This window comes from Alicyclobacillus fastidiosus (assembly GCF_026651875.1).
In the GTDB taxonomy this organism is placed as follows: Bacteria; Bacillota; Bacilli; order Alicyclobacillales; family Alicyclobacillaceae; genus Alicyclobacillus; species Alicyclobacillus fastidiosus.
Map to the genome: position 1 here is coordinate 3,920,163 of NZ_CP104067.1, position 14,790 is coordinate 3,934,952.

Consider the following 14,790-nt stretch of genomic DNA (forward strand, 5'->3'; position numbering starts at 1 on the left):
GTGCCATCCGACAGGATTGGCACCCAACTGGATGATAATGGTATGGTGATACATAGGAGGTGCTGGAATGTTTGAGAATCCGACCGACGAAGTCATCGAAAAGATCCTTTCGAGTGCGAGCACCATTGCAGTCGTAGGACTGTCCGACCAGCCAAATCGACCGAGTTACGGGGTCGCACACTACCTGCAGCAGCACGGTTACAAAATCATTCCCGTCAATCCGAACGCGAAGGAAGTGCTAGGTGTCCGCTCTGTTCCCTCCTTATCCGCGCTGGACGACGCAGTCGACATCATCGACGTCTTCCGCAACTCAGCGGCGCTCGAGGGCGTCGTGCAAGAATCGCTCGGCCTGTCGGCACCAGTCATTTGGGCACAGCTGGGCGTTCACGACGAAGCGGCCGCACAATTAGCACAATCGCACGGTAAGACCATCATCATGGACAAGTGCATCAAAGTGGAGCACGCGCGGCTGGTGCGGCAGTGAGTGCGGAGCACTCTACGGTTCGGTACTACAGGCAGACAAAAAAGACGCCTGCTGGTCGTCATCAGCAGGCGTCTCTCGCTAGGCGTGCCTCATACCCTTCCCCTCTCCCCCCGCTTAGCAGGTCAAGAGACGCAAATTGCTATAGCGTTCCTTCACATCAGGCCGTTCATTCTGTAGCTCCAAGCAAACGATTCCTTCTTTACATAAATGAGCAAAAAAGGAAACCGTATGAAATGCATAGGCGTTTCTTGAATCGACAAAGCAGGAGGATTCATCAATGGAGGTTCGGACTCGGAAACCGAAACCGATGAAATCAAAACATGTAAAAACGATGAACCACGTTGAATCCTCTACACCCGGATATACACCCGGATTCCGAACGCCAGTATGAGGTATTTGATGAGCATATTGAAAAAAACAAACAAATATTGATGGATGTCTTTAAAAATTGCTCCGATGTGGTATTTCGACAAGTTCAAATTCAACATCATTCGAGCCTCTTACTAGTATACGTCGATGGGCTGATTGATACAAAAGTCTTAGAAGGCATGATTTTGAATCCATTGATGTCTCATGGTTTACCGGACAGTTTAGGGGATATTCGAACTGTCGCGGAAATGCTTACGAAGCAGATGGTCCCTGTAGGGCAAACGAAATTGGACAGGCGACGTGTTGATCCGGGCGCCACATTGGGCCATGACTGGTCGTCCTACACTCATTGCAAGCGACAATAATCAGCGCGTTTCAAGAGGACAAAAGCCGGATCCTAGCCGAAAGAATTAGAGCAACAGTTTGGTCATAAAGACAAACGTATCCGAACGGATCTCCAAAATCATGTTCATACAAAGAGGGTCAGCATGATGCGAATCTCGGCCAAACCCTCATTCAATACAGCCAAACCATTCTCGGCAAATGGTTTGGCATCGTGATCGTCATACCTTACTTTGTCATGTGGTATTCCGTGACACCTGCTATCCTTCGTGAGGCCGGTGGCTTTATTCATATTACGCTGTTCATCAAAACACCCGTAGTTGTGCTCATTTTTGCAATTTTGTTGGTGAGCGTATATATGACCTTGCGGGGTGAAATTGAAGGAATTGCGCGATGCAGTGAGATGATGGGTCCAGTGATTTGTATCATGATTTTGGTCAGCCTTGTACTCGAACTCAATACTGCCAATTGGCATCAATTACTCCCAGTTTACAGCGACTCCGGTTTCGTATCGATTATGAAAGGCGCGGTACATCCATTTGGGTTTCTCGGAGAGGCCGTCATGATCATGATGATTATCCCCCTCATGAGCGTCCCACAAAATTCATTAATTTGATGAGGTTTATCCAAAATTTAGATGTCGTGATTGTGGCGGTTTGGATATTCAGTGTATTTGTCAAACTGTCACTCTACTTGTTTATTTTGTCCTATGGTTCAGCACAATGGTTGGGGATCAAGAATTGGAAAATCATTCTTTGGATCGCGGCTCCAATCATGCTCATCTTGGCGATGCTCCCGCCAAACAACGTGATTGTGAGTGTCATTTATCCACAAAAATTCTGGAGCCCATATATCGTCCCAGTTGATTTCCTCGCCATTCCAACCCTCCTTTGGGGTGTCGGCACGATACGGAAGAGGTTGGAAAGTAGGTGAAACGTGCACGATGCACAAGAAAGTACGCTCAATTGGCGTGATTTTACTGATCACAATGTCCTTAACGACAGGTTGCTGGGACCGTGTAGACATTAATGACAGGGCTCTTCTTTTAGGCTGGGGAATGGATATTACAGATGACGAAAAGTATCAGGCAACGGACCAGTTTGCTATCCCTCAGAAATTAGTCCCCGGTCAAAGTGGGGGTAGCAAGGGTAACGCTTTTTGTATTGCAACAGGAGTTGGCGATAATATCCAGGAGGCAGGGCTGAATATGCAGACTAAGTTGTCTCGACCTTGGTTTGCTGGACAGCGACGTATCCTCTTGATCGGGGATGGTCTGGCGAAATACGGTATCGGAGAGGTCATCGATGAATACAGTCGCAATCCTGCGGTTCGTCTCCGAACAGATTTGATGATCGTAAAGGGAGGAACGGCGAATGCTTTTTTCAAACAGAGCTATCCGCTTGAACGCCTTCCCGCTTTCGCATCTGTGAATATACATCAGGCAATCGGTGTAAAACCGGATGTCACCCTGCGGGATTTTTTAATGGCAGCGTCCAGTAATGGGGACACCCCTGTTCTCCCTGCGTTTAAAATGATCTCAGATGCTTCTTCTGATCGTTTAAAACAGGGTGACGAAAATGATCCCATTCCAAATATAAGAAGTTTTGGACTTGCGATTTTTGATAGAGACTTAAAGTTCAAGGGATATTTAAACTTCAAGAACTCGATCACTCGACGATGGATTCGTGGGGAACTGAAAACGAATAAAGTCACTGCCTTCATCCCTGGAGCCAAGGGAAACGCCGCAATAGAGATGAGTAGCTTAAAAAGTAAAATCAACCCCGTCCTGCAAGGAAACCACATGAATATTCACGTCACCCTTACTGGTAAGGGTGCAATTAGCGAAAACAATACAAATTTAGATTTATCTCAACCGCACAATGTCAAAGTATTGGAAGCAGCTCTGGACAAACAGGCTGAGCAGCAAGCTTTGCAAGTAATCCATGTTTCATGCAAAAGGAATACAGGCTTGACGCCTTTGGATTCGGCGTACTCATTCATCGTAAATACCCAAATCTATCAGTATTTTGCTGACAGTGATATCTCGGTTAAGGCAAACTTAACGATACAAAGCGTGGGACTAACCGGACCGTCACTCCTGTCGAAAGAAGATGACGTCAAGCAATGAGCTTTCCCCCATTTTCCGCGAATCGTTCAGCCGATACTCTCATCTCAAGTGACGCTCGCTTTCGACCGCACTCGATATCGACTGGCATCGTGGAGGTTTTTCTGTGGTGCCTCTTTCATAGGATCTATCTCGCGCCTCGTCCTCTCAACAACGTCTAGCGCGATGCTCACCAGTACGGCCCACTCTTTCTCCTTTTCTGAGGTGGCGTCAGTGACTCGACCCAGGCTCTTTCCTCAGGTGTCATCTGGCGAATGACAATGGGTGTTGCAACAAGTGTTTCACGTGCAAGGTCCCGATTTGGGATTGGATTATGTTGCGAGCCTGACCAAATGTTCATATGGAAACCATCCCCCTCAATTGATTCCCATAGACTCCCTCATTGCTCGTGCATAATCCGTCGAAAAATAGGACGTTTTGCCGACTGCGTAAAATTCTTAGCAAGCTCGCGGGACAGAAAAAAAGCTCCTCGGGTGGGCCGAGAAGCCTTGGTGCAACTGGTGTTTCTTCTGTTTTAAGTGGCGCGTCCGGAGGGATTCGAACCCCCGACCTCTGGCTCCGGAGTTCTACGGAATAACGCATAGGGCGGTATACATGCGGTGATCAAGTGTGTTTTAAGGTGTCCTAGGATAAGGGTTTTGTAGAGGATTTGTAGTTTATTTGTAGATGAGGGTATAGGGCAACATCGATCTACAAAATTCATAAAACTGGTATCAGAACCCCATCCGTAGCAGGGTGGGGTTCTGAACCGTTACAAAATGGGTCAATACAACTGGCTTGCAACTGTTACTGCTCCGTACTGAGATGATGTTGATCCCTCTTTAACTAATGTTCCGTCGTGATAAATCGCTACATTGAACGATCCGGTTGCTCCTTGATTCTGAAATACAACAGAAATCTTTGCGGCCTTTTGAATCGTAATGGTTTTAGGTACAGACGCGGAAATCGTTTCAGAGTTTGACGAATCATCTGAAGAAGCAACCATCACATCACCGGAAAAGTGTACGCCGGAACTACCCGTAACTTTAATCGTGAAGTCAGGTTGTGAAGCAGACTGTTTTTGAACAGGATCCGAAGTTTGTTTGGTTGATGTGCTTTGCGTGCTGGCCGTTGAAGCTGATACCACAGGTTGGGACGCTTTAGGGTTACTGTTTCCCCCGTTCGCAACGCCGATAATGATGAGCAATACCACGAGACCAACGGGATAAACCCACCATCTTTTGTAGATTGGTTTTCTAACCTTTGGCTGTAGTGTATGAAAACAGAGCGCTTTGGGGACTCTTTCTGTAAGAGTTATTAGTCCAAAGTCGAAATTAGGTGCAGACCCGAATGCCAAGTGCACAACTCAATGGCGTTAATATTTTTTATGAAAAAATGGGACGAGGAACCCCGAAATCCTTGTTCACCCGCCTGTATTAAGCAGCATAAGTTTTCTTCATCAGATGGAGGGATTATCACGGAATTTTTTAACCGTTCGATTCGATATACGGGGACACGGTAGAAGCCAAGCCTCTCAGCAAGCGATAACCTATCCGCTCATCGTTGAGGACATAAGGCATTTGATGGATCACCTTAAGATCAAAGAGGCGTATCTTTGTGGCTACTCAACTGGGGCATCCATCGTGCTTGAGTTTCTGTTGACGCACCCTAACCGAGCTTTAGGGGGTATTTTAGTTGGTGGAATGTCGGAAATACATGACTTTCGACTGGCAACTCGGATTCGGCTGGGTATCATATCCACAAGAATTGGTGCAATACGTCCACTAGCTTTATCACTTTCCTGGAGCAATTCAGATACCAAAGGGTTGATGTGGAAAACTTACCAGGAATCAAAGCTGGGCAATCCAAAAAACATGGAACAATACTACCAAGCCAGTCTTCATTACGACTGTACAGATCGTCTAGCGTTGATTCACGTTCCCGTATTACTTGTGTATGGAGTTGAAGACCATGGATTTCATTCCTATGGCCGTCTCTTGCATGACCGACTGTCCAACAGTGAACTGACATTCGTTCAAAACATTAAACATCAGATTCCGACCAAAGCCTCCCATGCATTGAATGAACGGGTAGAACAGTTTGTCAAGACTCATGAGGTGAGCAATTTTTAATCCCGTGTGGGGATAGGTATAATTGTAGAATTTTATCGCATAATTACGGTGAAAGGCGTGAGACGAAGTGATTGAACATTCATTTGATGAGAATCATTCTGATATACTCGGTTCAATAGTGAAACCAGAGGTAAAAGAATTTCTTGAAACTTCAATTCGCATGCTCCCAAAGCTAACAGAAATGATGCAGATCACTTCTGCAATGTACGATCTAACGCAGTCACTACTAAAGGATGCCGAAATGACGGACATCCTAGAAAAATCCATGTTCGGAGATATCGAACCTATTCAGGATAGGTTGGAATACGGTGTTGTTTTAGTTAATGCTGCACAAGAACGAGCCAAGTGCGACACTTCCAAAATAGGCATGATTGGTATGTATAAAATGTTTAAAGATCCCACAGTACAAAGAAACCTCAAGTTCATGAAGGCGCTACTATCCCTTATAAACGAGCGTCGAGAAGAAAATATTCGAAGAAAGTATATTCAGTAAATGGTATCTAATTGAACCACAATTTCAATGAAAAGTTTGTGTTGCACGGCTTACTTTTCACGAAGATGTACACACGAAATACAGTCGCGCATCGTGGCCAATGGAAAGTCGCCGTGCATAAGCTAATTTAACACACATACCCCAACCTAAGATGAAAGCCTTATTATCGTTCAGAAAATCGCTGTTATTTCTAAATGCATAATACGTTTGTCACACGGAAAAATAAAAATGCGATCTATGCGAATTGCCAGTAAAGGAGACAATTGAATGAATTCCGTAGGCTCATAGTCTGTTTGGTCCTCCCCACTTTATTAGTAACGGGTTGTGGTGAAGGCGCACAAAGGGCCGCAAATAGTACCGGTAATGCCGTTGGTAACGGTACGAACGCCATTGGGAACGCAATTGGTAGTACCACAAACTCTTTAGGCAACACGGCAAGAAATGCGGCTAAATAAGGAAAACGCCTTCAACCTTAGTTGTATTGGAAGGAATTTACTTGGCGATAGGTATGGGTCCTAGTAAATGATTCGTCAGACAACAATGCAATTCGGGCGCTCAAAACACTGTACATGACAACACACGTGTTGCACCTGGAAACAAAAAGTGCCCTTGCATTTCTGCAGGGGCTAGCAAGGAGGATACGCCTCAGTTGATTTTCATTTTAGAAAATCGAATGCCCTTCCCCGGGTCAAAATAATGGTCTCGCCTTGCTATGCGATTGATCAACACCTGTATAATTTTCCCCGCTCGTATTTGCACGGTATAGCACGCTTCACGGAATACCTTGTATAGGGTCGCTCTTGATTATCCGCTCTACGAACCTCAAATGACATTGACGTTGTTTCGAATAAATCATCAGGATTGATGCTACTTCCCAAATCAAGAACAACATAACGCGATTTCTTCCTGATCGACATCGTGCTTCTCCTCTCATTTCCGAGATGTCGTAATGTATGGGCGAAATCAACGCTTCGTAATGGGCAAACGCCCATATAAATAAATTTAATCCAGACTAACGCGGATATTAAAATCAACAACAGAGCTCACCACGCGCGTCGAGAGACAGCGGACCAGGGTGAGACTTTCTCATTTTCGGAAGCAATACAAAACAGGCTACACCCCGAAGGATGATGGCCTGTTTTGTATTGCTTCACGCATATTTAGTTTTACCCATGATACGAAAGGATATACTCAGATGAATTTATACAGCATATATAATGCGGTACCATTACCCTCCGCCTTCGGGCGGCTTTTTTCTTTTGGAGGTAGCATGGCTACATACAGTTTCTACGCAATACACGTTGATGCGTCTACGCACAGGTACCCAACATATACGCTTGTCGACGCTGGGACGGATCAAGAGGCTATTCACAAAATGGCTGTGGAACACGAGATGAAAGGTGGCTGAACTGGAACCGGATGGCGTTATGGAGATGAAACACAGGGCGTAGTTCACGAAGGCAAACAACAAGAGGGGTCATCGTTGCACCCCTCGTTGTTCTGCCGCAATACCCCATCAACTGTATAAGGGGCTACATTGTCCTCCTCTTTTCTTCCCTTGATGATTTATGACGGTTTGTGCGTTTTAGAACCCGTTCCCTTAGTTTCCATCGAGTAAACACAATACCGCCAAATCCTAAAATAATTAAGACGGATTCAACGATCACAACTTATACAACTTGCCTTTCTTAAACGTACAGGGAATTACTTTTTTCACGCTAAGGCAACTATAGGGATACCCATCAATTTGGGATCTTTGAACCGCAAGAGACATTGAACAAGGCGTTGCCAGTAGATCAGTGGAAATGCTTTTTCCTAAATCGAGCACTACGTACCGAGAAGATTGTTTCCTCTTATCCATCGATTCAACTCCTCTTTGCCCCCAGTTCCTAATGCCCTGTATCGTATGGGCAGAACGCACGATTGGATACGGGCGAATGCCCACGAGAGCGGTGGCAGAGACCGAGAGGGTTGCTGATATCGTTTCGAAGGAAACTGTTGCGAGTTACCACCGAAATAGGTCACTCCATTCGCTGGACGGAGATTTACTGCAGGCATACAAAAAAAGACGCCTGCTGGTCGTCATCAGCAAGCGCCTCTCTCCACTGCCTAATACCATCATACAACCCGCCGAAGCGGGTCTAACCAAAGTGTGCTGTTAAACATCTTCAACCAACGCTGCTCCCTTGTTCCATAGCTCCGGTCCAATTAGGGCACTTAGGATTCGGGCTGCGGATTTTAAATATTGTCTTCTTCGCTTATGCCACTCCGTAGCGGCGATAATCCATCGCTGATCTTCAGAGGACGTGACAACAATATTCCCCAGAGAAGTTCCCGCGATTTTGTCATGTTGGCGAGCCTCAATGAAGCATTCAACTGTCATTAGTATCAACAGTTCATCCCACTCACCTGTGACCAAGCGCTCCAGGTTACCAGCTGCTGTATTGCGATGATAGCTGGTTTCAACGAGTTACCGGAATGTGAAACTCGATTAAGTCACGCGATTGTAGAAAGGAGCGGAGCCATTTAGGCGTCCGCTCGATTTTATGTCCTCACTGCTCTTGCGTTACGGTTGCATGCATGAACATAGGTATCAATCAAGCTTATGAGCTGATACGCACTCGCAATGATCTCCCGAAGTTCTATATAGGCCGGAGCCCTCGCATTCCACGAGACGCGTTCTTTCAATGGTATGATGAACTATGGCAGACCACCGAACACTTAGATTTGGAACAGTAGATTGAGGCGAGATGATGATGTCGATGGAGGATGAACATAAGGATTGAGAACGAAGCGATTATTCAAGTTCCAGATTAAATGAATCGGTAACAAAGCATGCCGCACCATTGATGAAGATTTATTTCCTTATAATTTAGGACGCATCTCGCCACGCCGCCTCGGGAAATATAAAAAATAAAGAGTTAACGAAACGGGTGTTACAGTGAGACGCCATTATCGATTTAACAAACGTTTCATGTCGTTTGATATCTATCTCAGTATTATACTTGCAATCATTTGCCTACTTGGACATAGTTTATTTGGTGTCTTACTCAATGTGGGATATGGGCTCTGGGCTTTACGTACCCTGGAACGCATCGAACGAGATGAAAGGGAAAGGAAATAAAAACCGCGCCCTCTAGTCGTCATCGCACGGTGTACTGGGGCGCGGTCCTTCGCAACAGCACTCAGGATTTTCAGGATGTCCGAAACGGCACAAAATAAGTACCCTCCACCTTGAAATCCTCCGGGAGTGTCCTATGCAGTTCTGCAATTTCCTCTGTTACGTCGATACAATTCTTAACGAGCAGATGCTTCGACATGGCCTCCATCTGTTGCACAGTACATCGCATGCCGAGAGCTTGTTCCACCGGAGCCACCATTACGATCTCACCATACGCATGTAACTCCTCGAAATCGAAATCAAAGTAGTCCAACTCCACCAGTACACATCTCACGGTTATCCCCTCCCTGAGGGTACGATAACAAGGGATATATTAGGTGGTCGACTAAGTATAGGAGAAAAATTCATACAAGTTGTTGTGGTCAGATTAAATTTTTAAACTAAGCTGGCAGACGTGAGCTCACCACGCGCGTCGAGAGACAGCCGAACCGGGGTGCGCCATTTGTAGTTGCTAATTACATTGGCAACGTATGCAGGCCTTAGTCAGGTTCAATCGCCTCCTCCATCACATAAGGTGAATTCGATTACGTTTAACTTTTGGGGGAGTTTCCGATGTATGCACATGTGATTACGTTTGTCATAGGGTCGGGTACAGAACAGGAATCCGAGCGTATGGCAGCTGAAGCCATGTTATGGCTCCATGATCAAGATGGATTTGTCGGAGCAAACTTCCTAGCGGATTATGAAAACGGCGAGCACAAATGGATTACATTTTGGGATACAGTCAAAGAGCCTGAAGTGCATAAAAAAGAATTATCTAAAATGCAGGAGCTAATCGGTAACAAATATCTCTGGGGAGTCAAAATAGAGGAGTTCCAGGTTTTATGGAGTCAATAGTAACAAATAAAAGGGCGCTCACCCTGCTCTCAACTATGTAAATTAAGGGGAGCCGTTTTAATCGTAACTCATGGACAGGCTAACGTCGGTTTCATTCTTACGCCCGTCTTCATGTACTACTTTATACATGAATCGATTGGAGGTGCGTACGAAATGAGATGTCCTGCTCAGATTTGTCCGCCGCTTTATAACGTGCGGAACTGTTACATTCCACGCGAGGTACCATATGTTCATCCTATCGTGAATGTTAACCGCCACGTAATTGTAAATGTACCGCGGCACTATTATGTACCAATGACACGAAACATCGTAGTGGATCCTGGATGCCCAGGGTGTCGTCGAGGATACTAATTAGTGGCCCCTGAAAAAGTCTACATTTTTGCAGCGGTCAGGTCGGCCCGATTCGGATGAAGTGTTTCTATTAGGAGTTATCGGTGATTGGTATCCACGTGCCAACTTATTTGCTTACCTGGGCTGCTCTTCTTAGGTTGTGGGTTAGAATTCCGAACCCAACCCACACCGCCGTGCCCGAATGTCCACGGAATCGGTTGCGGTTGAGTCCGTACTTCTGTTTTAAGAGGCCAATCTTTGCTTCTCCTGTTGCTCTAAATCGCTTAAGTCCTTGTACCAAGGTTCCTGCTCCAGCTCTGTCCGTTTCTTACTTTTCTTTCCTCGAAACGGAGTGCTGACATGTTTTACCCCAAGTTCCTCTTGCAAGACCCGCTCGTTTTTACGGCTGCCGAATCCCCGGTCGGTTGCTACTGCATGAGGTGCGGAGCCAAATATCTCTTGGTGGTGTTCCACTGCAGGGATCAACATCTCGTCATCAGATGGATTTCCAGAGTAGACTGCGTAACCGGTGACAAATCCGCTCTCCGTTTCGTCAATCCGGACCTTGTATCCAAACTCAACCTTCTTGGCCAGCTTGCCTTTCTTAATTGGCCGAGCCATCGGGTCATGGATGCTAATCAGTCGGTCTGGAATAATACGGTTTCCGCTCAGTTTGATCCACCAAAGATTGCAATCCGTGCTTTTGCTTTTGCACAGACTGCTTCGTTGACCGCTGTAGCTTTTCAATCACTGATTCTGCCTGCTGCAGAACACTTTCCGTAATCTCGACTACGTCCTGCGTAATTTTGTTCACTTCATCCCAGGACCGGCTCATGCGTCGGCGCAACACTTTCGCGAAAGACAGCACCTTTCGTTTTACGATGTCAGTTTGGTCGACAAACCCTTCTGTAGCGTGGGACGCCACCTTACGAATCTTGTTTATCGTCCGAGTAATGGCACGTACCCCGTCCTGTAAGAGCGTTGCATCCGTTGGGTGATGGATATCCGACTCCACCACCGTGGTGTCTGTACGAAACTTGCGATGACGAATGACTCATTCTTCGCTGAGTTTCTTGACTAGCAATTCATTTAGATGTTCAATCGTGCCCTCACCATACCGCTTAGAGCTTTGATGAGTGTGGTTGCGTCAGGTACCTTTTGGTCAATGGCGATATGACAGAACCGTCTCCAGTGAAGACTGTCGCTGACCTCCTGAACGAGTGTTTCATAGCCCAGCTGATAACGAAATTTGATATACATGAGTCGAAGATAGGTCTGAACGGGGACAGTCGGACGTCCCATGGTGGTATTAAAGTTCTCCAGGAATGGCCACATGAATCACTCGTCATTCAAAATCTGGTCGATACGTTCAAGTTCCGCAGGTAGCGAAAGCAGAGATTCGGGGAGAAATGAGTCCCACAGTGTCACTTGATTTTGGTGAGTTCGTAGCATTTTCTCATGCCTCCTAACAGGATTCCCGAGGCATGATGCCGAACCCTCAAGCAAAAGGAATTCGCACACACCTCGGGTGGATCTGTGATTGTCTCGACAACAACCACTTCACCAACGGGCATTGCGATTCCTTTTCTTTATTCAATTCGTGGACTTTTTCAGGGGCCACTAACTAATAGCACCCATGCCCTCGTTGGATAGGCACACCCTGTGCTGCAACGAATTCACCAAAGACACCTTATCTCGATATGCCTGTGAGTGTGATACCACGGAGAAAAGATTTTTGGAAGAGAAAGAACAGAACGATAACTGGAACCACCGTCATCACTACAGCCGCCATCAAATACGGCCATTTCTGTGAGTACAGCGACACAAACATGTTTAACCCGAGTGCCAACGTGTACTTATTTTCGGAGTTCAGGTATACTAATGGCCCAAGAAAATCGTTCCAGGCTCCCAAAAACGAAAATACGCCCACCGTTGCAATAGCCGGACGTGCCATAGGGGCTATGATGTGAGTTAGTATCCTTAGTTCACCAGCCCCGTCGATCCGCGCAGCGTCTGATATCTCTTCTGGAATCCGCCGAAAGAATTGCCGCAACATAAAGATAAAGAATGCATTTCCTGCGAAGGCCGGCACAATCAAAGGGTAGTACGTGTTGATCCAACCAAAACTGTGAAACAACAGGTACTGGGGAATTAAAATGACGATGGCTCGAATCATCAAAGACGAAAGCATCAGGTTAAAAAACAATTCGCGCCCCTTCCACTGCATACGCGAGAATCCATACGCGACCACCACACTTGATAGAACGGAACCAACCACTGTGCCGATTGTACGATAACCGTGTTTAAGTAAAAACGAGCAAACGGAATATACGAAAATACATCCGGAAAATTAGCCCACTTAAACGGTTTTGGCCACCATTGTGGCGGCAAGATAAACTCTTGCCCCGAAGATTTCAACGAACTACTCAAAAGCCACAAGAACGGCAACAAAAAAGCAACAGAAATTGCAGTAATCACAATATACTTGATAATGACTTGCACAACAGAAGCCATACCGAGTCTTCTTCCATTCTTCGCCGGACGTTTACCATTACCTGTCTGCAAGTCTGATGCCAACGTAACCTCAGTTTTCATAGTAGGTATACCTCCCCAACATGCGGGTGACTATAGCAGTACAAATCGCTGTAACGATAAACAATATCCATGCGAGAGCGCTTGCATATCCCATGTTGAAAAAAGCAAAGGCTTGCTCATAGATGTACATTCCGTAGAACAACAGACTTCCCGCAGGCGCCCCATCTAATCCGCCTGCAATGAACCCTTGGGTAAACGTCTGTAATCCCCCAATTACACTCATGATCACGTTAAAGAAAATGACCGGACTTAAGAGCGGTATTGTAATTCGAAATAACGCGGTCCATGACTTGCAACCGTCGAGTTCAGCAGCTTCATAGACGTCCTCAGGCAGGCCTTGTAATGCGGATAGATAAATGATGACCTATGGTCCAGCGGTCCAGGCACTCATTAGAACAAGGCCTGGTATCGACCAATGTGGATCTGAAAACCATGCCGGAGCTGGGATGTGCAGTAGGCGCAAAAAGGCATTTACAATCCCATAGGACGGATTGAGTACCCACACGAAAAGAATGGTCCCTGCCACGGCTGGAAGAATACTTGGCAAAAAGACGATCGTGCGAAAAATAGAAGCAAAATAGCGGATTTTGTTCAGAAGTAAAGCAATGGCAAACGACACAACCGTACCAAAGACAACGGACACAATTGTAAAATACAAGGTGTTGCGTATGGCTTGATAAAACACACTATCACTATCGAGAATCTGGATGTAGTTATTCAGGCCAACCCAATGCGCCGGACTAATGACGTCATATTTGGTGAAGCTGTAGTATAGCGAGGACAGCAAGGGGTACGCCATAAACAACAAGTAACCAACTAACCACGGGGAGATGAACAACAGCCCTTTCCCCACACGTCTAAGCTCACGCTTATCTTTGATGAGCGATACCATGGCCATTCCCTCCTTGGAAATCTCGTTGGCTAAGCGGGATGCGCCGTATCGACACTAGATCCCGGACTTTGCACGAGTTTGAGCTTCATTCAGCGCCGCTTTTGGGGACATGGTGAGGTTGTAGACTTTGTTTTCCGCAGCTGTACCCTCCGTTTCGACCGTTTCAGCATTGTTCGTCGCAGGAAATTCAGGTGTCAAGTTTGGATGGAGATTGCGCTCTTCAATAAAGGGCTGAAAGCCGGGGTTTTCCTTTACAAGCATCGGTGTGGCCTGTTTCAAAACAGGATTGGAGGCTGGAATCCACCCTGACCCAACACACCAATCCGCATTGTGTTGAGGCTCGCTCAACCATTGAATGACTTTGAGTGTCTCTTTTAAATGAGGTGTCCTTTTAGGAACGACCCAGGCCCATCCAGAAGCAAGATAGTCTGTTGTTCCACCTTTAGGAATCGGTGCAGTGGCTACTCCCCAATCCTTTCCAAACTTAAAGTTCGTTGTATACTTTTGTAGGTTAGGCAATTCCCAGTCGCCCGTAACCATAAATGCTAACTTGCCATCAATGAACGGATCCATCCCCGATGGTGTTGAAGACACGAAATTTCCAATTGCATTTCGGCCATACTGCTTTGCCCACTGTTGCTCCCATGTCACCGACTTCAACATCGCAGGGCTGTTCAGTAATATCTTTCCATCTGGCGACTGCGGTGTTCCACCGTAAAGATGCGCCCAGCCAAACACATTAAAGATGTACCCCTCCCACGGGATGAAACCCATCTGGGTATATTCTTGGCCCTTTTTTATAGTCATTTTTTTCGCGTCGTCCCAGAGTTGGCTGAATGTCTTGGGAGGTGACGAAATTCCAGCTTTTTTCATCAAGTCGATATTGTAGTAGAGCATGTTGTCTGGATCCCAATCGACAGGTGCACCGTACACGTCATTTTGATACATTGCACTCGCCCAGGCACCGCTCGGGTAATCTTGTTTTGATATACCGATTTGTTTTAAATACGGATTCAACGGAAGGAGTAAAT

General features: G+C 46.2%; 12 protein-coding genes and 4 pseudogenes. 8 read left to right on the top strand and 8 right to left on the bottom strand.

The genetic code is table 11. The annotated features are described in order from the left end of the window. Positions 1-67 precede the first annotated feature (67 nt). The 4 genes and pseudogenes from NZD89_RS19360 to NZD89_RS19375 all read left to right on the top strand — a co-directional run bounded on the left by NZD89_RS19360 (position 68) and on the right by NZD89_RS19375 (position 3,323). On the top strand, positions 68-484 hold the full coding sequence (locus NZD89_RS19360; RefSeq protein ID WP_268004374.1) for a CoA-binding protein: 417 nt from the start codon (positions 68-70) through the stop codon (positions 482-484). A 341-nt stretch (positions 485-825) separates the two neighbouring features. Next, entirely contained in the window at positions 826-1,218 is a 393-nt protein-coding gene (locus tag NZD89_RS19365; RefSeq protein WP_268004375.1) for a spore germination protein, read from the top strand. Positions 1,219-1,409: 191 nt separating this feature from the next. Then, positions 1,410-2,128: pseudogene (locus tag NZD89_RS19370) on the top strand (GerAB/ArcD/ProY family transporter). A 10-nt stretch (positions 2,129-2,138) separates the two neighbouring features. Further along, a complete protein-coding gene (locus NZD89_RS19375; RefSeq protein ID WP_268004376.1) occupies positions 2,139-3,323 on the top strand; it encodes a Ger(x)C family spore germination protein in 1,185 nt (394 codons plus the stop codon). A gap of 760 nt (positions 3,324-4,083) precedes the next feature. On the opposite strand, the gene NZD89_RS19380 is transcribed toward NZD89_RS19375, so the two are convergent. After that, complete coding sequence (locus NZD89_RS19380; RefSeq protein ID WP_268004377.1) at positions 4,084-4,656, bottom strand: hypothetical protein; 573 nt, start codon at positions 4,654-4,656, stop codon at positions 4,084-4,086. Between NZD89_RS19380 and NZD89_RS19385 the strand changes: the two are divergent. The 3 genes and pseudogenes from NZD89_RS19385 (at position 4,650) to NZD89_RS19395 (ending at position 7,332) form a co-directional block, all read left to right on the top strand. Next, positions 4,650-5,431: pseudogene (locus NZD89_RS19385) on the top strand (alpha/beta fold hydrolase). The gene NZD89_RS19380 and the pseudogene NZD89_RS19385 overlap by 7 nt on opposite strands. A 67-nt stretch (positions 5,432-5,498) precedes the next feature. Further along, positions 5,499-5,924 (top strand): helical membrane plugin domain-containing protein, encoded by a 426-nt coding sequence (locus tag NZD89_RS19390; RefSeq protein ID WP_268004378.1) that lies wholly within the window; start codon positions 5,499-5,501, stop codon positions 5,922-5,924. Between the two features lie 1,270 nt (positions 5,925-7,194). After that, complete coding sequence (locus tag NZD89_RS19395) at positions 7,195-7,332, top strand: hypothetical protein (protein WP_268004379.1); 138 nt, start codon at positions 7,195-7,197, stop codon at positions 7,330-7,332. 1,786 nt (positions 7,333-9,118) lie between these two features. On the opposite strand, the gene NZD89_RS19400 is transcribed toward NZD89_RS19395, so the two are convergent. Beyond that, on the bottom strand, positions 9,119-9,379 hold the full coding sequence (locus NZD89_RS19400) for a hypothetical protein (protein ID WP_268004380.1): 261 nt from the start codon (positions 9,377-9,379) through the stop codon (positions 9,119-9,121). Positions 9,380-9,657: 278 nt separating this feature from the next. Here NZD89_RS19400 and NZD89_RS19405 point away from each other — a divergent pair, with 278 nt between their 5' ends. Next, positions 9,658-9,942 (top strand): hypothetical protein, encoded by a 285-nt coding sequence (locus tag NZD89_RS19405; protein WP_268004381.1) that lies wholly within the window; start codon positions 9,658-9,660, stop codon positions 9,940-9,942. Positions 9,943-10,399: 457 nt separating this feature from the next. On the opposite strand, the pseudogene NZD89_RS19410 reads toward NZD89_RS19405, so the two are convergent. The 6 genes and pseudogenes from NZD89_RS19410 to NZD89_RS19435 all read right to left on the bottom strand — a co-directional run. After that, a pseudogene (locus tag NZD89_RS19410) lies at positions 10,400-11,724 on the bottom strand (ISNCY family transposase). A gap of 238 nt (positions 11,725-11,962) precedes the next feature. Continuing rightward, positions 11,963-12,499, bottom strand: coding sequence for a carbohydrate ABC transporter permease (locus tag NZD89_RS19415; protein WP_268004382.1), 537 nt, complete (start codon positions 12,497-12,499; stop codon positions 11,963-11,965). Further along, positions 12,463-12,867, bottom strand: a complete 405-nt coding sequence (locus NZD89_RS19420; protein ID WP_268004383.1) for an ABC transporter permease family protein — start codon at positions 12,865-12,867, stop codon at positions 12,463-12,465. The genes NZD89_RS19415 and NZD89_RS19420 overlap by 37 nt, the downstream gene beginning before the upstream one ends. Continuing rightward, positions 12,857-13,228 (bottom strand): carbohydrate ABC transporter permease, encoded by a 372-nt coding sequence (locus NZD89_RS19425; RefSeq protein ID WP_326492951.1) that lies wholly within the window; start codon positions 13,226-13,228, stop codon positions 12,857-12,859. Before NZD89_RS19425 ends, NZD89_RS19420 begins: the two co-directional genes overlap by 11 nt. Before the next feature lie 3 nt (positions 13,229-13,231). Next, on the bottom strand, positions 13,232-13,759 hold the full coding sequence (locus NZD89_RS19430) for a carbohydrate ABC transporter permease (protein WP_268004384.1): 528 nt from the start codon (positions 13,757-13,759) through the stop codon (positions 13,232-13,234). 54 nt (positions 13,760-13,813) lie between these two features. Beyond that, a pseudogene (locus tag NZD89_RS19435) lies at positions 13,814-14,788 on the bottom strand (extracellular solute-binding protein); the annotation flags it as partial. Positions 14,789-14,790: the final 2 nt, after the last annotated feature.

What these genes read in the sequence shown, in the direction of transcription:
- NZD89_RS19405 (WP_268004381.1), top strand. Translation starts at nt 9,658, where the DNA reads ATGTATGCACATGTGATTACGTTTGTCATAGGGTCGGGTACAGAACAG.
- NZD89_RS19420 (WP_268004383.1), bottom strand. Translation starts at nt 12,867, where the DNA reads ATGAAAACTGAGGTTACGTTGGCATCAGACTTGCAGACAGGTAATGGT.
- NZD89_RS19430 (WP_268004384.1), bottom strand. Translation starts at nt 13,759, where the DNA reads ATGGTATCGCTCATCAAAGATAAGCGTGAGCTTAGACGTGTGGGGAAA.
- NZD89_RS19395 (WP_268004379.1), top strand. Translation starts at nt 7,195, where the DNA reads ATGGCTACATACAGTTTCTACGCAATACACGTTGATGCGTCTACGCAC.
- NZD89_RS19415 (WP_268004382.1), bottom strand. Translation starts at nt 12,499, where the DNA reads ATGCAGTGGAAGGGGCGCGAATTGTTTTTTAACCTGATGCTTTCGTCT.
- NZD89_RS19375 (WP_268004376.1), top strand. Translation starts at nt 2,139, where the DNA reads ATGCACAAGAAAGTACGCTCAATTGGCGTGATTTTACTGATCACAATG.
- NZD89_RS19360 (WP_268004374.1), top strand. Translation starts at nt 68, where the DNA reads ATGTTTGAGAATCCGACCGACGAAGTCATCGAAAAGATCCTTTCGAGT.